Here is a 19,974-nt window from a genome sequence, read left to right on the forward strand (position 1 = left end):
TTCTTCCCCCAAATTTTAAGCTTTATATTTCGCTGAATAATCATGTACAAAAGCACTTACACGACGTAAAGTGTCCGGTTGAACTTCCGGAAATACACCATGACCTAAATTAAAGATATAACTGTCTGACTGTAATCCCTGATCTAGAATACGTTTAAGATGAGATTCAATCACTTCCCATGGCGCAAGTAAGATTGCAGGGTCCAGGTTGCCCATTAAGGTCTTTGTAATCCCTTTTGCACGTGCTTCTTCGATTTGCAGTCGCCAGTCTAATCCTAATACATCAACAGGTAAAGCATTCCACTCTTCGATCAAGTGACTTGCACCCACACCAAATGTAATGACTGGTACTTGTTTTTCTTTTATACCAGCGAAAATTCTTGTCATATGTGGTGCTATAAACTGATGATAGTCTGCTTTATTTAATGCCCCAACCCATGAATCAAATACTTGAATCATCTTACAACCAGCATCGATTTGTGCGTGCGTATATGTAATACACATATCAGCTAGTTTCTCCATCAGCATATGCCATGCTTCAGGTTGCTCATACATCATCGCTTTTGTTTTGTTGTAGTTTTTAGATGGCCCACCTTCAATCATATAACTCGCTAAAGTAAACGGAGCACCAGTAAAGCCGATCAATGGTACATTTAACTGTTCCTGCGTTAATAACTTGATCGTATCTAAAATGTAAGGTACATCTTGTTCAGGATGAATCTCACCTAAACGAGATACATCCTGTATCGTACGGATTGGATTATCGATTACCGGTCCAATACCAGATTTAATCTCAACGTCAACACCAATTGCTCCAAGCGGAGACATAATATCTTTATAAAGAATTGCTGCATCCGTATTGTATTGATCAACCGGTAACTTTGTGACATATGCACAAAGTTCTGGATCATGTGTAATCTCAAATAAACTGTGCGTTTCTTTAATTTTACGGTATTCAGGTTGACTACGTCCTGCCTGTCTCATAAACCAGACCGGTGTATGTTCTGCTTTTTCCCCTCTTGCTGCTTTTAAAATCGTATCGTTAAATGAATTCAAACAAACTTCCCCCAATTTTTTCGTATATAGTCTGATTTTATCATAACAATTATTATAAAGTATCATAAAAAACTAATGTCATTAAACTGACATAAATCTTGTATTTTGGGTATACATAAATAAAGAGAGGATGATAACGATGTATACTTATATAACTTATGGTTCCAGCTTTTTCCTGGATAAAATAAAAAAGAAATATTCAAAACGACAAATATTATCTTTCTATAATGAAGATAACGCCTATTTATATGAAGAAACAGATGATAAATCAGTGTTTAGTGCACCTCAGTCATTCACGAACGTTATCAACGATGGTAAACTACTTGAGAAACCGACTTTATTACTCTATTTTATTGTGAAAGAAGCGCGTCAGGAAGTCTTTGATACGAAATTATTACCATTAGAAAAACTAAACGATTACGAAGGATATCAGGCTTTCCGTCTATTACGTCCTAAACGTGGCGAAACATATGTTGCGACTTTCCAGTTTGATAGAAAGAGTCAGATAGATGACTTTAGAAAGAGCAGCTTCTTCAGAGAAAACTTCAGTAAAGAAGCGTTGTCAATGTATCAATCAGAAGATATTATGGCAAATATCTATTATTCAAAATATTTATATGTTGAAAAACCTGAAGAGTTAACAGAAGCAGAAGATTAAAAAAGGATTGAGACACATGTCTCAATCCTTTAATAACTTCATACGTTTTTCAATTTTTTCTGTTACATTATGCATCGTCCAGAGCATTAGCAGAAAAAAGACAGCGGCATAATAAAAATGCGCCGGATATAATATCAAATAGATAACCGCAATAATAATTGTTGTAAGCCATACGAGTTTACGCATAAACTGTTTGAAACCAGTTAACACTAAACTTTCCGGCACCGGCCAAACTTGTGGCCACAACTGAAATGCCTGTTGTTTATAAAATTGCGATGTCTGTAAAACGATTGCATACACTAAAAATGCGCCGATAATCATTGCAATGATTTCCTGATTCACAATCCACATCACTACAGCTGCGATTAAGATTAATCGAATGATAATCCATAATGCATCACTACTACGTAGAAAATTTCTGATAAATAAAAACTCAAACATATGTTGCTGATTGTACTTTGATTTATGCTTAGGTAATAAGACATCAAGTACACGACGTCGTTTAACGGTATCTTTCATTCCTTTTACATCTGTAAACATATTAATGGTCTTATTTTGTTGATGTGTCAATCGTTCTTCGTAATCAATCATTGCATGCCAGTTTACTGTACGATACTGTGCGTTCTTATTAAGCAGATAAACAAGACCAATCCCAAAAATGATAATCGGAATGATAGTAATCGGCAAACCTTCAAGCGAAGTATAAATACCCGACAACGCCATCAAAAAGATCAGCAGACTGATTAAATGTTGCTCAATATCTAACTTCATCATTAAAAAACGAATCCAGATTCCTACGATAATCATTACGATCCCTAAAATAACAGCACAAATATATCCTATCATCGAGGAATCTGCTGCATTAAAATAAAGCGGCATAAATAAAGCTGCTACAATGACAAAAATAACACTTCGAATCAAAGCACTTCTTATCATCGCTGATTTAAAATAAGCATTCATATGCTGTTCAAAATTCAGTAAAAAAATCTGATCTGCCGGTCTGACAAATGTTCTGATATTTGTAATGGTCAATACAGCAAGTGCTACTGCAATAATAAGATGATAATTGATGTGCGGTGATAAGTGTTTCACCATTTGTGAATACTGTAACATCAATGCACCAAAAGCAATTGATAAGAACACGACAAAATGACCGTTAAAGATAAACTTACTATAATAAGCTACCTCTTTTTGGTTCTTCACGCGCCTTTGATTAAAAAGTTGAACTGCCTTATTCATGCGCATCACCTGTTGCATAAATATAAATTTCATCCAGTGTGGCATTTGGCATATTAAACTGCATCCTTAAATCATTAATCGTACCTTTACCGATTAGTTTACCATGGTGCATCAGTAAAAATGAGTCACAATAACGTTCTGCCGTCGTTAAAATATGTGTACTCATCAATACAGTACGGCCCGCTTCTCTCGCTTTCACCATAAGGTCAAGCATCGATTGTATCCCTAAAGGATCTAGTCCTAAAAAGGGTTCATCAATTATATGAAGTGATGGTTCCGGGATAAATGCACAAATAATCATTACTTTCTGTTTCATCCCTTTCGAGAAATGAGCAGGAAATTGTTTCAATTTATCTTCTAAACGAAAGATCTTTAATATCGGCATCGCGCGTTGCATCGCTACCTCTGCATCAATATTATAAGCCATCGCAGTCATATCGATATGTTCTTCTAATGTTAATTCATCATATAATACAGGTGATTCCGGAATATACGATAGTTCTGAGCGATATTTAAATGGGTCGCTAGAGAGTTTATAGCCATTGATTTCAATATCACCTTCTAACGGACGTAGCAACCCTAACATATTCTTAATCGTCGTACTTTTACCGGCACCATTTAATCCGATAAGTCCGATAATCTGACCTTGCGCTAATTCAAAATTAATATTATGAACAACAGGCTGATTACCATATCCCCCTGTTAAATTACTCACTTTAACTGTCACATGCATTCTCCGTTCGTCTTAATTTAAATTTATTGTATCAAATAATAATTATTTCTCATAACGAATTGTGATTGAATGAATAATTTCAATAATTACATTATAATAAACAAAATAGCAAATTATATAAGGAGGCGTTTTCAATGTGTGAAACAGTTTTCGGAAAAATATTAAAAGGTGACATTCCTTCATATAAAGTTTATGAAGATGCGTATACATATGCTTTTTTGGATATTTCACAAGTATCAAAAGGTCATACACTTGTTATCCCTAAAAATGCAGCTGAAGATATCTTATCTGTAGACCCTGAAGATTTAGCAAAAGTCATTCAATCTGTACAAAAAGTTGCGAAAGCAGTTGATGCTGCTTTTAGTCCAGCAGGAATCAACATTATTCAAAATAACCGTGCTTTCGCTGATCAATCTGTCTTTCATATCCATTTCCATATCATTCCACGTTATGAAGATGATATCGATGGGTTCGGTTACAAGTGGGAAACACATGCAGATGCATTCGATGAAAGTGCAATGCATGAATTAAAAGATGCAATCAGCAATGCGATAAAATAAGCATGTTATTTTAAATTATGGGTATAGACTAGTACAAGCAAATTGAGGAGGATCAATTTATGAAATTTTCACGTATATTATTAGGATTTGGTGTAGGAATCGCAGCAGGTGCAGCAACATCAATATTAAATGCACCGAAGTCTGGTAAAGAATTACAACAAAACTTTAAATCAACAGCATATGATACTAAAGCTCAGGTGAATCAGCTAAAGATTGAAGCAAATGAAGTAAAAGATACTGTCTTCAAAACAAAAGATGCCTCACAAGAAGTGATGAAAACGATGACAGATGAGATTAAAGACATGATTGCACATTATAAATCTGATATTCAGCCAAATGTTGAGAATTTAAAAGGCAATATCGAAAATTTAAACAATCGTAAAGATGAAATTATGGATACTTTATCTAAGAAATAAAAATATAAACTGAAATTATAATATCTTCTGTTTATATTTTTAAAAATTCAGAAAAATACCTTGTTTCACAAATGTATTATGGTAAAATATTATTATTCTATAGTAAAGTATGATGTAATCATCATACTTTTTTTAATTTAACTATAGCAATAATATAATTTTAATATACAAGTGAAAGGATGGCAGCGTTATGAAGCGTGAAAAAGATGTAATTGAAAAAATGCTTTTTACACATAAAGTATCTCAGTTGAGTAAAGCTTTATGGAAAACCGTGGAAAAAGACTGGCAAAATTGGATTAAACCATATGATTTAAATATTAATGAACATCATATATTGATTATTATTAGAAATCTTGAGAAAGCAACAATCTCACAAGTAAGCCAGTATGGTGTGATGCATGTTTCAACTGTGTTTAACTTTGCGAAAAACCTTGAAAAACGCGGCTATTTAACGATGCCTAAAAGTGAATTTGATAAACGTAACACGTATCTTGAATTGACTGAAAAAGGTAAAGAACTGCTGTATGAAACATATCATGGCTATAAAGAAACCGATGATCGTATTTATGATGCAGCAAATAAATATAATGATATAATGCATGACCTTCCTTCTTTCACTGAATTAAAATATATCGTAGCGCAAATCTACGGCGACGACTTTATTAAGCACCTTGATAAAAGTCATAATGACCTATTAAAAGTTTTACTTGACGAGAACGAAACTGATAATGCATAATTGCTAGGTAAATTGACCGATAGGAGAATTGCCATGTACTTATGTAATAAAAACTTTAACTTTCGAGCAACATATGGCTTACAGCGCATATTGCTTATTTCAGCACTTATTTCAATCTTAGTATTTATCGTAAGTTTTGAATTATTCTCAAGTGTATTTGGTAAATATTTCTCTGATCAGTACTTTTTTCTTTTTATAGCAGCATGCTTATTGCTATACCCCATTCATAAATTTTGTCATATGATACCTTTTATGAATGATATGAAATCAATGATCTTACAAAAAACGAATAAATCTAAATTTTTTCCGTTATTTAATATAAGAATCAATCATCCGATTCACAAAATTAAATTTGGTATTTCACTGATGCTACCGTTTTTCATAATAACTTTCATCACGTTATTTTGCGTAGTTGTATTGCCACAATTTGCTCACTATTTTCTATTTATATTTTCTATTAATGTCGGGATGTCATTTATTGATTTTATATACTTAAAATATATTATCAACACACCGAAAGGCTCTTATATCGAAGAACGTAAATATGGTTTTGAGATACTGACTAAACATGAACTTTCAACGAATAATCATGAGTGCAATATTAGATAAATTGTAATCTAATATTGCTTTGTGATATATTAGAACAGAAATTTGTAAGTAAAAAGGAGAATATGTATGACGAAACTTAAAAAAGTAATGCTACCTGCAGCATTATCTATATCCGTTTTAGGATTATCTGCATGTGGCAATAATGGTGAAACTTTAATATCTTCTAAAGCTGGCGATGTTACTACATCAAACGTGATTAAAGAGATGGGCAAAACTGAAGTCGCTAACACAGCGTTCCAAATTTTAATCGGAGATATTTTAAAAGATAAATATGGTAAAAAAGTAGACGCAGATAAGATTAAAAAATCTGTAGACGAAGAAATCAAAAAATACGGTGGCGAGAAACAGTTCCTTCAAATTCTGCAACAGCAACAACCTGGAATGACTGTTGAACAATATAAAGATACACGTGTGAATGATGAATACCGTAAAAAATTATTAGAAGATACAGTAAAAGTAACGGATGCAGATGTTAAAGAAAATGCGAAGAAAGCATCTCACATCTTAATTCAAGTGAAATCTGATTCGAATAAAGATGGTTTAAGTGATAAAGCTGCGAAAGCAAAAGCTGAAAAGATCTTAGCACAAGTTAAGAAAAACAAAGCTGACTTCGCTAAGATCGCTAAAAAAGAATCTGGTGATACAGGTTCTAAAGCAAACGGCGGCTCATTAGGCTATGTTGTTAAAGGACAAACAGTTGAACCATTTGAAAAAGCATTATTTAAATTAAAAGAAGGCGAACTTTCTGGCTTAGTAAAAACTGACTTTGGTTACCACATTATCTTAGCGGACAAACAAGATGATTTCGATAGCCAAAAAAATAGTCTAAAAGAAAAAGTACGTCAAACTAAAATTCAAAAAGATCCTAAATTAATGGTTGATGCATACAAAAAGCTCCTTAAAGACTACGATGTCGATTACAAAGATAAAGACATTAAGAAAATCGTTGATGAGCAAATTTTAACAGCACAAGCACCAGAAGTAAGTCAGTAATCTAAACAGAGGCTGGGACAGAAGTGTTCTGCCACAAGCAAAAACCGGACTAAACTAATAAATCGCACTTTGATTTATAGTTTTTGTCCGGTTTTTGTCGTAGGGGCAACTTCTGTGCCGCCGTTTAAGCTGTTAAACAGAAGAGGGTTAAGACTTATGTCTCACCCTCTTTTAAGTTATTTCGTCAATCATTAGTCCAGATTGATGGGTTTATAAAATTGTCTGTTCTCAAGTGCGAAAATGCGTTCTGAGAAGTTACCCTTCTCTACTTTTTTCATATGCTTATCAAACATCTGCATACGTGCATCAATATTATCAATAAAGTTTAATATCTCCGCTTCTTTTACCATCGGCAATTTCGGTGAACCATATTCATATTTACCATGATGACTTAAGATTAAGTGACGAAGCAGCATAATTTCTTCTCCATCAATATTATGTTCACGCGCAATACTCGCTACTTCATCACTCATTATTGAAATGTGGCCTAATAGATTTCCTTCTACCGTATAACTTGTTGCGACTGGGCCGGACAATTCTTTAACTTTACCCAAATCGTGCAGGATAATACCTGAATATAATAAACTCTTATTGAGTGATGGATAAATATCACATAATGCTTTCGCCTGCTTTAACATCGTCAGCACGTGATATAACAATCCTGAAACGAAGTTATGATGATTGCTACTCGCAGCTGGGAATGTCATAAATTCATTTTGATATTTCTTTAATAATAAACGCGTCACACGTTGTAACTTCGCATTCTCAATTTCAAGCAGATAGTCCATCAGGTCATTCATCATATCATCTTCACTAAGTGGTGCTGATTCTAAAAAGTGCTCAAGCTTCACACCATCTTCAGGTGTCGCTACTTTAAACTGATTGACCTTCATCTGAATTCTGCCACGATAATCTATAACATCACCTTTAATTCTCACTAAAGTTTCAGGTGTGAGTGCTTTTATATCGTCTTCAGTGACAGTCCATACTTTCGCTTCTAAATCTCCACTTTTATCTTTAAGATATAACGTTAAATAAGGTTTCCCTTGTCCTGTTACGCCCTGAATTGCTTTATGAATTAAAAAGTAGTTATCAACAGCAGCACCAGGTTTTAATGTTTCAATGGTTCTCATTTTTTAACCTCCTTATTTATTCTCTCTAGTGTAATGGTATTTTTGTTTGTAACCACAGTTGATCTATTACAAGTGTAATAAATAATTTGGTTAGATTTTAACTTCATCATATATTCTAATATACGCTCACGTCTTGTTCTATCAAAATGCACAAATGCATCATCAATAATAATTGGGAACGGATAATATTTATTAAGCGACTGGATTAAACTTAGTCGCAATGCAATATAAAGTATTTCTTTCGTTGATTGCGATAATTCCGTCGGATGATAAACTTGACCATCGCTCGCTTTGACAACAAGGTGTTGATCTTTATACAGGACTTGTATATATCTATCTTCAGTCAAATACTTAAATATCTCAGTTGCATCACTGATAACATATGGTAGTCTTTTTTCTTTAACAGCTTCAATATGTGCGTCAATCAATGTTTCAATATAATTGACTGCCGTAAAATCATATATCAATGTATTTAATTGATTTTTCTTAATCTGTAATTCATATTTTAGACGGGACAAACTATCATCACTCGCGATTGTTTCCATTTGCTCGTGTATTACTGTTAATTTTTCTTTCACTTGCGCTAAGTCTCGCCTTAACTGTTCAATATGTGCTTCAATAGCATTTTGTTGCGCTACTAAGTCAATCGTTGTAACATAACTTAACGCCGTATTATCGTCATATGAGAAGCCCTGTTCAGTAAGTGAACGACTTAATTGATCAAACTGAGTTAAATCACGATGATAATTGTTAAATATTTTTTCCTGAGCATAATATTCTGATTCATTGCTTACCTTAGCTTCATCGAAAAGTGTCTGTAATTCATTATTGAACTGTAATAATTGTTCCTGCATAATTGCAATCTCTTTATTTAACAGTGCGATCTGATCATTATTCTTATTAAACTGAAACTTATTCTTCTCATCTTTCGTCTGCATCGTCTTTAAATCATGGAATAAGCTGTCGATATTTAAATCAACCGGTACTGTTTGTTTGAATCGATTAAAAGCTTCGTTAAATTGTAATATATGTTGCTCGGTAGCTTTATGTTTACCATTCAACGTTTCTAATTCTATTGCCAATGCATTTATCTTATTAATTTGTTTGATGGCGAGTGTAAGTCGAGTCACCAGATAATCTTCTGGTAAATTTAGTTTTGTTCTTATATTTTGTAATGTTGAAGTCGATTGTTCAATACGCTTATTAATATCTTGTAAACTGTGATTTAACTGATGATATCGATTTTTTTCGCGAGCTATTTCACGCTTACCTTCACTCATACGCTGTCTGATTAAGCGTTGTTCTTCCAGATCAAAGGATAAATCGAAGTTATCCTGCAAATCTTTTACTTTTAGATTAAGATCAGATACTTCCTGCGCTAAAGATTGATTGAAATGTAAATCTGGTTTTTTGTTCATCATCAACATGACGATTGTAATTACAGTTAACACACAAAATACACCCAGCACGATATATTGCGGTATTAAAAATGAATAGATTGCTCCACCGATAAACAATAACATCATTAACAAAAGACTACCTTGCTGAAGTTTATATTGTTTTAACTGTTTTGCTTCAAACGCAGCTGCTTCTTCTTTCATCGTATCGTAAAGCTTTGTTTTATCTATTAAATCAGTCTTGCTCTTTTCAAGTTGTAAAGATTTTTCGAAACGCTCATCATGTACCTTTACATGTTCCAGATCATGTAGTGCCTGTTCTTTTTTAGCAATCGTATCTTTAACAAAATTAATCTCTCGATCGATCTGTGACTTTTCAAGTGAATCTTTTTCGAGTTGATTGATTGTTAAACTTGCTTGTTCATTTACTGATGGACCTGCATCTACGAGATGATACTCCTCCCAGCCAATATCTTTCATCAAAGTTGCCTGTTCGTTTGTCAGCTGATCGATCATCTTTGAATGGTGAGAAAGATCTGACTGATAGTTCCGATATGACTGTTCTTGTTTCAACAAGTCATTCGATTGTTCTATTACTGGATTCTCCAGCAATTGTATCGTGCTGTTTTCTACTGTGAGCTGATTGAGTCTTTCCTGACGTAGTTGTAGGTCGCGATTAACTTGATGCTGCTGTTTCTTAAGCGCTTCAAATCGGTCAATCCCCTGCTCGGGGAAAGTTGGCGGTGTGATATTCAATTTGTGTTCGAGTGCTTTCCATTCTTTCGCTTGATCGTGAAACGCGATTTCACGTTGTTTACGTTGTAATACTTGATTAAGTTCTTTAAGATGTGTCTTATATTCATCAGACTCGCGACTTAATTTATCTTGTTCAGACAGTAATGTATCATACGTTTCAAACAGAAGATCTTTTTGACGAATTTGAGATTCTAGAACTTGTAATGCTTCCGTTGCTTTATTTATTTCACCCGAAACGTCATCATTTAATAATCGTGATTTTTCCTGTTTAATATGTTCTGTCATCTGCGTAAACTCAGTACTGCCAAAAGCTCCAGCTTGCAAAAGATACGCCTGTAATTTATCTTCAGTCAGTTTGCGATGCACTTCCTGTAATCCTAATACATCAAATGAAAAAATATTTTTATACGTTTCTTTTGAAATGTGGTTTAATAACTGATTTAACCATTGCACATCTTTTTGTTTACCATCAAGCAATATTGTCGCTTCTTCTTTTTGATGTACGTAGTTGCGTTCAATCGTTACTATCTCGCCTGTTTGTAATTCAAGCGTCATCTTACCTCCGTATTGCGGTGAAAATCTCGGCTCAAGTCTCGGTTCATATTCCCCATCTTTAGGGAATCCAAATAATAAAGCATGGATAAACGCCTGCATCGTTGATTTTCCGGTTTCGTTCTCACCATAAATCTGAACAAAGTCTGAATGAATATCAAATTTTCGATGTTCTAATCTGCCGTATCCATATATTTCAAGTGATCTTATCTTCATGATTCATCCCTCATCATTAACTTTAATCTTGATTCGCCGTGATTAAGTAACGTTTGATGCACATCAAAACTTATATCATCTGAGTATCGTTCAACACTTGATTGCTGTATCGGTACACGTGCCTGATTAAATAACGCTTCGTTCTCTAAATGCTCTGTATTGAATTCACTGGCTAGCGTATGTACTTCAAATGTCTGCTCAAGCTCGATGTCATCGATCCAGACAAATTGTGATTCATTTGATTCATACATTTGTACTTGCTTGAGAATACTTTGTATTAAATGGCTGTCAATTAATGTTTCAAATGGATTAACGAGCTTTAACTGATACATACTTTTCCCTGAACTTCTTATACTATGCTTAAAATCAGTAATATCCTGATAGATGGCATGTTTGCCGGTTTCATTTAATGTTAACGTTACATGTTCAAAACGGATATGTTCTGTCGGGATAAATTTAACGTCAAGTGTTGTATGATCACCTTCAACGTAAAGATACCCTTTTCGACCAGTATCAGAGAAACATGTGCCTTGCATCTTGCCAGGATAATGGATTTCAGGCAGATCATTAAGACGTTTCTTATATGGTAAATGTCCTAATGCCCAGTAATGATATAATTTTTCGTTTAAATCCTCTATTCTAAACTCTGTAGCATTGAAGCCTTTAATCTTATGATGAATTCCATGCAGCATTCCGATATGAATGGATTGATCCACTTCATTCACTGGATAACTGTCTAATTTATTTTCATAAGTTGTATGTTCTTTATAGCTAAATCCATGAATAAACACTCTTTGTCCGTTATGCGTAATCAGCTCGTATGACTGTACATCTTCAGAGAATACAACGACATTTTCCGGATACTTTGTATAAGACTTTTGAGATAACCTATCTTCAGTACCAGCAATGTAATACACAAAAATATGTGCTTGATTTAATCGTTCAAATTGCTGTTCAATAAATTTATCGGCTCTAATATTTCTATTTTTACTCGAATATAAGTTCCCACTAATAAGTATAAAATCAATTTTCAACTCTATTGCATCATCAACTAAATTTTTAAAACTTTCAAAGCTTGCTCGATATACATCCTGCATAATATGTTCCGGCAAGTTACTTTTTAAATCAAATGGCTCGTCTAGTAATAAGTCTGAACAGTGGATAAATTTTACCATAAGCAGTACCTCACTTTTCTTGTTACATCATATTTTACATTAAATCATATAAAATTGTTAGACAAGTCGAAAAAAAGCATCTAAAGTGATATCACTTTAGATGCTTGTGTAACATTGCGTTAATTTTTCAATCTTTTTGTCTGTATAACTTTCATAACTATTGTTATATGATTTCGGGTCTTTTGGATTTAAAAAGTTTTCAATCTTACCGGTAACAGGATCGATAAGCTTGCTTGATGCACCACAACCCAGTCCAATAATACTTTGGACTTCTTCCATGATCAAAATATTATATAACGAAGCTTCGTCCTGTTTAGAATAACCAATGTTCTCAAGATTTCCAAGTATGTTTTTCTGACGATATAAATAATACGGAATATAATCATTTTCTATAGCAAATTGCCTTGTCATGTTCATCATATGAATGATTTCATCTCTTGGCGCCACTGGATACTTTGCTTTATTACGTGTCATCTCACTCGCTGTTTTAAAGCTTAACGTATGTACCGTTAATGACTCTGGATTTAATTTTTTCGTCTCCTGTAAAGAGTTTTCCACTTCAACGCGTGTTTCATTTGGTAATCCGATAATTAAGTCCATATTAATATTATTCATATGGTGTGCGCGTGATAGTTGAAACTTATCAATCGTTTCCTGAACACTATGATGGCGTCCAATCGCTTTTAAAGTAGCGTCTGTAAAGCTTTGTGGATTAATACTGATGCGGTCGATATCATAATGATTAAGTACATTCAGCGTTTCCGTATCAATCGTATCGGGACGTCCTGCTTCCACTGTAACTTCACGTACATGCGTCATGTCAAATGATGTGTATACTGTTTCAAGCAGCAACGATAGATCGTTCGGTTCAATCGACGTCGGTGTACCACCACCAAAGTAGATAGAAGTCACTTTAATATCATTATCTTTTAACCATGCTGCAGTATGCTTTATTTCGTGAATTAATCCTACTAAAAATTCTGGTACCTGATCTTTAAATACACGTATTGCATATGCTGGGAATGTACAGTATGCACATTTAGTCGGACAAAAAGGAATTCCGATATAAATACTTACTTCACGTTCAAGCTGATAAAGATCAGGCATAGCAGTTAATTGTGTGTGTACGATATCTCTCATCAAGTCAATTTTCTCAATGGAAATTAAATAATCACGTACCAATATTTTCGTAATTTCTTCATGCGTTAGTCCTTGTCTATAATATTTATGGTATAGTTTCGTCGGTCTTATGCCAGTCAGTGTTCCCCAGCTTTGAACAATGCCTGTATAATCAGTTAATATCGTAATTAAAGTCTCACCAAGCGCCTGTTTCATATCGCGCTTTGTAACACCATTTCTTTTTGCAGATTGCGTATATGTTTTACCATTTATGGTCATTGTTGTCGTAACAGTTGTTTCATCTTTTTGCTCGATATTAAGATTGATCTGATTATCTCCAACACCTTCAAATAAGTAGCTTTCTTCAAAATACAGATTGATGATATTTTTAATATAGAGTTGAATTGAATCGAACTGTTCATGTTTTAAATAAAACTTCATTGTATCCCTCACAAAAAAATAAACAAAAAGCATATCACTTTTTGTTTATTTGATAATTTATTTAATTATTGTACTTGAAAGCTTAAATTTTAGCAATTAAGCTTCAGGCGTATCTTCAGTTTGTACGCCATATAATTCTTCTAAAGGTTTCATGATAACACGATTAATTTCCTGAATCATGAAGCTCATTTTTTGTTCTGCTTCCATTAATTTAGAAATGTTTTCATCTTTTTCGATTAATTCAGCAGTTGACTGTGCTGCATTTAAATCGTCTTCTGTAATTTCCTGACCAGACATTTGTTTTTCCTGTAAATTTAACTGAATCTTTCTGAAATCATCAAAGATTTTCTTTGATTCAGGGTTATTGTTTACTGCAGAGTAATGTTCTTTAATCGCATTGTATTCGTCGCTTTGACGTAATGCGCTTTCTAAACGGTTTGCTTCATCATAAATATTAACTGACATAATCATTCTCCTTTGAATTTACACATAATTTAATTGTTCGTAATAAATATACCATAAACGGCGCTCATTATACAAAGAGAGCGATTACACCTTGTACTAAACCGATAATGCCTCCGAGCAGGAAGCCTAAAAATGTAATCATCTTTAATTCCTTGTTTGATATTTCAATAACGAGTCGCTCTAAAAACGATAATTCGAAGTTATCAATCTGCTGTTTGACGATTTCCGCGATATGTACTTTCTCTAAAATTTCAGCAATATTATCTGATGTTTTAGAGATTGCATAATGCACAAATCTGTCGCTGCCTTCATCTTCCATATATTCAAAAGCTTTTGGTGCAAGTGTGACGAGTGGTGTAGAAGTATAGCGTTTTAAATCCACTTGAGCGATGATTTGCTCGATTAAATTTTCTTTAATCGTGTCTATTTCCTGGTTACTGATAAAGTTAGACGGTTGTTTAGTTAACAACAGATGATATTCACGATTTACTTCAGTAGCGATGATATTGTTTAACTTTTCTTCTCTACTTAATGCATTAAATTCTTTAATAACACGATCTGCAATCATCTCTTTCGTCATAAACATTTGAATCATGCTGACAACGCGACCTTTTTCCAAAAAGAAACGATCAATCATTTGCATCATATCATCATACCCTTTTGCTGAATTAACATAGTCACGTAATTTTTGCATGATCATTGGCGGCAAACTTTCAACTTGTGTATCAATCTTCCCACGTAAATCAGCGGGTAATAAATTTGCTATTGGTTCATTTTTGTGCGTTAAAATTGCGTGATCGATGACTTGCGAAAGTTGAAGACGTAGTTTCTCATTGCCGAGCGCACTTACATCTATATTAAAGCGTCGTGCAAAATCGTCGACTGAATATTGTCCTGTCTTTAACGTCTGAATCTGACGTACGATAAAGTCTTTAATAAACCTTTCTGTTTGCGGGGTCATCAACTTTTCTTTAAAGATTTCTGGCGTGAGTAAATGTTCTGTTACCATTTCTCCCATCTTAACTGACAATTCGTTACGACGTTTTGGAATGAGTCCTGGTGTAAACGGTAATTGCTTACCAAATAAAAATTTTGGTTCAAATGGTCTAAATAACATCTTTATTGCGATATAATTTGTAAATCCACCGATAAGTGCACCGATGAGTCCCATAAATAATACGATTAATACTGCGTTCAATATGCCACCTCTTTATTTTTTAATACTTATTAGTTTAATACCTCTATATAAAAAAAACAAACGCTGGATAAGCGTTTGTTTAGTATATTATAAGCTTACTAAATTTTCATTTTTCTTCTTATTAAAGAACATTTCCGCTTCACGCGCTTTATTTGATCCATATAATGGTTGCGTTGAACCATCTAATACACGGTAAAGGTTAGAAATTTTGTTTTGTTGTAAGACGATGTCACGATCTGATTCAATCGTAGTCCACCATAATTCATTTTTGTTATCCTGATCCGGATATGAACATGCTCCACGTGAAATCACTTGAATCACTTCAAGTGGATCTCCACCTAAAGTATTTTGTAATACTTCTGAATCTCTGAATAATGCACATAATGAAACGCATGTTGTCCAGTTCGGTAATACACGTTCTTTCTCAATTTGAACTAACGTTTTCTTTGATAAGCCGATTGTCTGAGCCATAGTATCTTGTGTATATCCCGCTTCGATACGCACCATTTTGAATTTTGTTTGAAGTAAATCTGTGAATTGCTGTTTATCCATTTTCTATACGACCTTTCTCTCTAAATATAAATTTATGTCAGTAAATGCTCTTAAAATATAAGTTGAAAAAATACACATTCATCTAAAGTGACTTTACCATCTTAATATAATTTACAAAAAATTAAAAGAGGAAACCCTTAAAAGTTTCCTCTTTTTTTAAAATTATTTTTTTAATGTCACAATTATGCAACTTTCATACCTTTTTTTGCTAAATAACGCTTTTCCTGTTCAGAAATTACAACTGCACAAGCAGCATCTCCAGAAATGTTAACAGCTGTGCGCGTCATATCGAGCAGTCTGTCTATTCCTAAAATAATTCCGATTGCGGCAGGATTTAAACCGACTGATGTCAGAACCATTGCAAGCATTACAAGACCAGCACCTGGCACCCCTGCAGTACCGATAGATGCTACGACTGCTACGACAACAACTGTCACCATCTGCCCAAGCGTTAAATCTACACCTGAAATTTGAGCGATAAAGATTGTTGCAACACCTTGCATAATCGCTGTACCATCCATATTAATCGTCGCACCTAAAGGTTGTACAAAAGATGATATTTCTTTACGTACTTCTAAATTATCTTGTGCACATTCTAAAGAAATCGGTAATGTCGCATTTGAACTTGATGAACTGAATCCAACCGTCATTGCCGGTGCGAAACCTTTAAAGAACCAGATAGGATTTCTGCGTGCTAAGAAACTGACTGCACCACCATATACTAGAATCATATGTAAAAATAGACCTAATAACACAACGAAGAAATACATTGCCAGCTGTTTAATAGCACCAAACCCTGCATTCGTAAATGCTGTTGCAACTAAACCGAATGTTCCTAGTGGTGCGAAATACTGCATAATTGCTGTTACGATAAACATCAGTATTTCATTTGTCTGCTCAAACAGTAATTTTACTGCTGAAACTTTTTCGCGTAATGCAATCATTCCGATACCAATAAATATCGCAAACGTAATCACTTGCAGCATGTTTGTTTCACTCATCGCAAGTACAGGGTTTTTCGGAATTAAATTGATCAATGTCTGATCAAAAGTCTGGGTGGCAGGTGTGCCTTCTTCTTCTGCTGCAGCAGCTTTTTTCTTCTGTTCTTCAGCATACGTTTTTACTTCTTCACTATTTAACAGCTCACTTTTACCGTCACCTGGTTTAAATACTAAAGCAAGTGACATTGCAAGGGTGATAGCTAATGCAGTCGTTACTAAAAAGAATGAAATCGTCTTTAAACCGATAGAACCTAAATGTTTAGGATCACCTACACCAAGCACACCTAAAACAATAGACACAAATACTACTGGTACAACAAGCATAAAGATTAGATTTAAGAATATTTGACCGATTACATTAAAGACATATTGATTGATCCACTTAACCCAGCTTGCATCCTGATATATATTAAAGAATGAACCTATAGCAATACCAGCAATTAATGCAATAATAATCCTGACTGTCATGTTCCCTTTTATTTTCATAATATCCTCCTCAACAACCGAATTTTCTGACTATTACAAATAATTATAAATTATTTCTATTTCAATGTAAATTGTAATTTTTATAATTATGAATTTTTATGAATAAAAAACTTATTTGTATTTACTATTACAAGCATAATAATTTTTATATGATTCACTGCAATTCACTAGATATTTCTTCCCATTTGTTTGATAATAATAAGACATGATTTGAGAGGATGAAAAAAGTGCAGGTAAAAGATCAACTCGCAAAAGCTCAACAAGGTGCAAAAGTCAGTATCATAATGTATGTATTGCTTACTACGATAAAATTGTTATTCGGTTATATGAATGGCTCACAAGCGCTTGTTGCCGATGGATTAAATAACGCGACTGACGTTGTATCATCAGTTGCTCTGCTTATCGGACTTGCAATTAGTATGAAGCCAGCAGATGATAATCACAACTATGGTCACTATCGCTCTGAATATATCGGTTCACTCATTGCTGCATTCATTATGTTTGCAGTCAGCGTTCAGGTAATCCTTCAGGGCATTCGACACTATATCAATCAGGACTTTTCAACGCCATCCATTGAAACAGCAGTAGTAGCGATATTATCAGCGTTAGCGATGCTACTCGTCTATTTCTACAATCGGAATTTAGCGAAGAAAGTAGATTCCAGTGCATTAAAAGCAGCCGCTGCTGATAACCTGTCCGATGCGCTTGTATCACTTGGAACATTTGTAGGTATTGTCGGCGTATTTATGGGACTGCCCTTCTTAGATACAGTCGCAGCAATCGTAGTTGGCTTGCTAATCATGAAAACAGCAATTGAAATTTTCTTTGAAACAGCTATTACATTAACAGACGGCTTCGATGCAGAAACACTTGATGAGATGAAGAAAATCGTCTTAAATGTTGAGGATGTATTATCCGTTGTAGATATTAAAGGAAGAAATCACGGTGTCATGACATTTATCGATGTTACCGTAACAGTAGATGCAAATCTTACAGTGGCGGAAAGCCATGATATTACTGAAAATATAGAACACGATATTAAAGAAGCATATGGTGCAATTGAAACAATCGTTCACTTAGAACCACATGAATAGGAAATGAATACAATATGTATAAAAGACGAGCATTCCTATTTAGGTTGTCTCGTCTTTTCCAAACAAAAGCTCTCTTAAGTTAGTGCGCTTTTCAAATTTTTTCTCTAAATTGTAAAAGATTATGAATATTAAAATAAAAATTATAAAATAAACCCATAGATAGTGTTTAACAAAATACAATATAATCATAAGTGTAACCATAAAAATAAAAAACATTGTTCTTGAAAAATAAATAAATCGTCCATCTTTCTTCAAATCATATGGATAGTTTAAATGTGGATCTGATTGTAACCGATTCATATTGCGATTAAATTCTTTATGAAAATCCATGAAATGATAAATACTTACGATTATAATAACTGCTAATAATACGCCTCTATAAAATCTATCTTCAATAGTCACAAAAAGTATAATCCAAGTATATTTAAAAATATTATTAAAGTTCTTTTTAAACCAGGATAATATATTATTTACCACGGTTAAACACCTCTCTTACCTCACTATGTCGTTCGAAGTATTCATCAAATATAACAAGAACCAGAACAATGCCGCCGAAGACCATAATATAATTCCACAGATTACCCCATTCAATCATCATCACGACATAAATTAAGTAGTATGTAGCGAGTTTAAATAACACAGGTATTAACCAGACGATGAAATAATCAGTTTCTTTATTGATGAAATAATTAATGTGCGTAATTTTTGTATGACGATACTCATTTATAATATAGACGGTAAGTTTAACAACGAAATAGAGCATAACGAAAGCAAGTACAATGAGAAGAATACGTTCTGCCCACATTTTTGGTAACCAGTCCTTCATAGCCATATAACTAATCATAAAAATCAATGTTAACCATTCATCCTTCGCCCACCATTTATCTATCATCAGATAACCTCCTATTTTAAGTATTATTGTATACTTTTACCATTATCAATTCAATTACTATATGCTTAATTCTTTATTAAACCGGCTTATACATTTATACTTAATCTAAACAGAATTCACTATGAGGAGTGTTATTATTATGATGGCTGTAAATCATAAAGAAAATTTATTTTATATCGGTGATGTATCAAGTCCTAAAGCGCAAATGACTTATGTACCGACTGGAGAAGATAAAATTATTATCGATCATACCGAAGTTAACGATGAATTACGTGGTCAAGGTGCAGGTAAGATGATGGTAGAAGCTGCGGTTAAATACGCACGTCAAAACAACAAAAAGATTATCCCATTATGTCCATTCGCTAAAAGTGTATTTGATAAAACACCTGAATTTCAAGACGTATTATAAAAAAATCCAGCACTATGAAGATTATCATAGTGCTGGATTTTTGATGATGTTAAACATGTCCGATATATCACTTTTATCGGACAAGACG

General features: G+C 33.7%; 20 protein-coding genes. 8 read left to right on the top strand and 12 right to left on the bottom strand.

Annotated features, from left to right (window positions below; genetic code table 11):
• Nucleotides 1-15: 15 nt before the first annotated feature.
• Nucleotides 16-1,056 carry a uroporphyrinogen decarboxylase gene (hemE, locus tag KFV12_RS10175; RefSeq protein ID WP_111716315.1) on the bottom strand — a complete coding sequence of 347 codons (1,041 nt, stop codon included), beginning with the start codon at nucleotides 1,054-1,056 and terminating at the stop codon, nucleotides 16-18.
• Between the two features lie 139 nt (nucleotides 1,057-1,195).
• On the opposite strand from hemE, the gene KFV12_RS10180 reads away from it, so the two are divergent.
• A complete protein-coding gene (locus KFV12_RS10180; protein ID WP_240837642.1) occupies nucleotides 1,196-1,714 on the top strand; it encodes a hypothetical protein in 519 nt (172 codons plus the stop codon).
• 21 nt (nucleotides 1,715-1,735) lie between these two features.
• On the opposite strand, the gene KFV12_RS10185 is transcribed toward KFV12_RS10180, so the two are convergent.
• Together KFV12_RS10185 and KFV12_RS10190 are read right to left on the bottom strand one after the other, a co-directional pair.
• Nucleotides 1,736-2,953 (bottom strand): ABC transporter permease, encoded by a 1,218-nt coding sequence (locus KFV12_RS10185; RefSeq protein ID WP_254256711.1) that lies wholly within the window; start codon nucleotides 2,951-2,953, stop codon nucleotides 1,736-1,738.
• Nucleotides 2,946-3,680 carry an ABC transporter ATP-binding protein gene (locus KFV12_RS10190; RefSeq protein ID WP_254256712.1) on the bottom strand — a complete coding sequence of 245 codons (735 nt, stop codon included), beginning with the start codon at nucleotides 3,678-3,680 and terminating at the stop codon, nucleotides 2,946-2,948. The genes KFV12_RS10185 and KFV12_RS10190 overlap by 8 nt, the downstream gene beginning before the upstream one ends.
• Before the next feature lie 140 nt (nucleotides 3,681-3,820).
• Here KFV12_RS10190 and KFV12_RS10195 point away from each other — a divergent pair, with 140 nt between their 5' ends.
• From KFV12_RS10195 to KFV12_RS10215, 5 genes are all read left to right on the top strand, one after another.
• Nucleotides 3,821-4,246: an HIT family protein gene (locus KFV12_RS10195; protein ID WP_111716308.1), complete on the top strand. Its 426-nt coding sequence runs from the start codon at nucleotides 3,821-3,823 to the stop codon at nucleotides 4,244-4,246.
• 59 nt (nucleotides 4,247-4,305) lie between these two features.
• On the top strand, nucleotides 4,306-4,662 hold the full coding sequence (locus tag KFV12_RS10200) for a YtxH domain-containing protein (RefSeq protein ID WP_254256713.1): 357 nt from the start codon (nucleotides 4,306-4,308) through the stop codon (nucleotides 4,660-4,662).
• 190 nt (nucleotides 4,663-4,852) lie between these two features.
• Complete coding sequence (locus KFV12_RS10205; RefSeq protein ID WP_099576687.1) at nucleotides 4,853-5,398, top strand: HTH-type transcriptional regulator Hpr; 546 nt, start codon at nucleotides 4,853-4,855, stop codon at nucleotides 5,396-5,398.
• 33 nt (nucleotides 5,399-5,431) lie between these two features.
• Nucleotides 5,432-6,007: a DUF3267 domain-containing protein gene (locus KFV12_RS10210; RefSeq protein ID WP_111716304.1), complete on the top strand. Its 576-nt coding sequence runs from the start codon at nucleotides 5,432-5,434 to the stop codon at nucleotides 6,005-6,007.
• A gap of 66 nt (nucleotides 6,008-6,073) precedes the next feature.
• The gene (locus tag KFV12_RS10215; protein WP_111716302.1) at nucleotides 6,074-7,000 is read left to right on the top strand and encodes a peptidylprolyl isomerase; all 927 of its coding nucleotides are present in this window, start codon (nucleotides 6,074-6,076) and stop codon (nucleotides 6,998-7,000) included.
• A 191-nt stretch (nucleotides 7,001-7,191) separates the two neighbouring features.
• On the opposite strand, the gene yhaM is transcribed toward KFV12_RS10215, so the two are convergent.
• The 8 genes from yhaM to KFV12_RS10255 form a co-directional block, all read right to left on the bottom strand.
• Nucleotides 7,192-8,133 carry a 3'-5' exoribonuclease YhaM gene (gene yhaM / locus KFV12_RS10220; RefSeq protein WP_111716300.1) on the bottom strand — a complete coding sequence of 314 codons (942 nt, stop codon included), beginning with the start codon at nucleotides 8,131-8,133 and terminating at the stop codon, nucleotides 7,192-7,194.
• Complete coding sequence (locus tag KFV12_RS10225) at nucleotides 8,130-11,054, bottom strand: ATP-binding protein (protein ID WP_254256714.1); 2,925 nt, start codon at nucleotides 11,052-11,054, stop codon at nucleotides 8,130-8,132. Before KFV12_RS10225 ends, yhaM begins: the two co-directional genes overlap by 4 nt.
• Nucleotides 11,051-12,229 carry a metallophosphoesterase family protein gene (locus tag KFV12_RS10230; RefSeq protein ID WP_254256715.1) on the bottom strand — a complete coding sequence of 393 codons (1,179 nt, stop codon included), beginning with the start codon at nucleotides 12,227-12,229 and terminating at the stop codon, nucleotides 11,051-11,053. Before KFV12_RS10230 ends, KFV12_RS10225 begins: the two co-directional genes overlap by 4 nt.
• 96 nt (nucleotides 12,230-12,325) lie before the next feature.
• Nucleotides 12,326-13,789 (bottom strand): coproporphyrinogen III oxidase, encoded by a 1,464-nt coding sequence (locus tag KFV12_RS10235; protein WP_254256716.1) that lies wholly within the window; start codon nucleotides 13,787-13,789, stop codon nucleotides 12,326-12,328.
• Nucleotides 13,790-13,885: 96 nt separating this feature from the next.
• Nucleotides 13,886-14,254, bottom strand: a complete 369-nt coding sequence (locus tag KFV12_RS10240) for a YlbF/YmcA family competence regulator (protein ID WP_099576673.1) — start codon at nucleotides 14,252-14,254, stop codon at nucleotides 13,886-13,888.
• Nucleotides 14,255-14,321: 67 nt separating this feature from the next.
• Complete coding sequence (locus KFV12_RS10245) at nucleotides 14,322-15,452, bottom strand: DUF445 domain-containing protein (protein ID WP_111716293.1); 1,131 nt, start codon at nucleotides 15,450-15,452, stop codon at nucleotides 14,322-14,324.
• 87 nt (nucleotides 15,453-15,539) lie between these two features.
• The gene (xdrA, locus tag KFV12_RS10250; protein WP_111716291.1) at nucleotides 15,540-16,004 is read right to left on the bottom strand and encodes an XRE family transcriptional regulator XdrA; all 465 of its coding nucleotides are present in this window, start codon (nucleotides 16,002-16,004) and stop codon (nucleotides 15,540-15,542) included.
• Between the two features lie 182 nt (nucleotides 16,005-16,186).
• Nucleotides 16,187-17,491: a dicarboxylate/amino acid:cation symporter gene (locus tag KFV12_RS10255; protein WP_111716289.1), complete on the bottom strand. Its 1,305-nt coding sequence runs from the start codon at nucleotides 17,489-17,491 to the stop codon at nucleotides 16,187-16,189.
• Nucleotides 17,492-17,709: 218 nt separating this feature from the next.
• Between KFV12_RS10255 and KFV12_RS10260 the strand changes: the two genes are divergently transcribed.
• Nucleotides 17,710-18,585, top strand: coding sequence for a cation diffusion facilitator family transporter (locus KFV12_RS10260; protein ID WP_111716287.1), 876 nt, complete (start codon nucleotides 17,710-17,712; stop codon nucleotides 18,583-18,585).
• Nucleotides 18,586-19,051: 466 nt separating this feature from the next.
• Here KFV12_RS10260 and KFV12_RS10265 read toward each other — a convergent pair whose 3' ends face one another.
• The gene (locus KFV12_RS10265) at nucleotides 19,052-19,477 is read right to left on the bottom strand and encodes a hypothetical protein (protein WP_254256717.1); all 426 of its coding nucleotides are present in this window, start codon (nucleotides 19,475-19,477) and stop codon (nucleotides 19,052-19,054) included.
• Between the two features lie 139 nt (nucleotides 19,478-19,616).
• Here KFV12_RS10265 and KFV12_RS10270 point away from each other — a divergent pair, with 139 nt between their 5' ends.
• Nucleotides 19,617-19,886: a GNAT family N-acetyltransferase gene (locus KFV12_RS10270; RefSeq protein WP_096075987.1), complete on the top strand. Its 270-nt coding sequence runs from the start codon at nucleotides 19,617-19,619 to the stop codon at nucleotides 19,884-19,886.
• Nucleotides 19,887-19,974 lie beyond the last annotated feature (88 nt).

Origin of the sequence: Macrococcus epidermidis (assembly GCF_024205965.1) — a bacterium.
GTDB classification, from domain to species: Bacteria; Bacillota; Bacilli; order Staphylococcales; family Staphylococcaceae; genus Macrococcoides; species Macrococcoides epidermidis.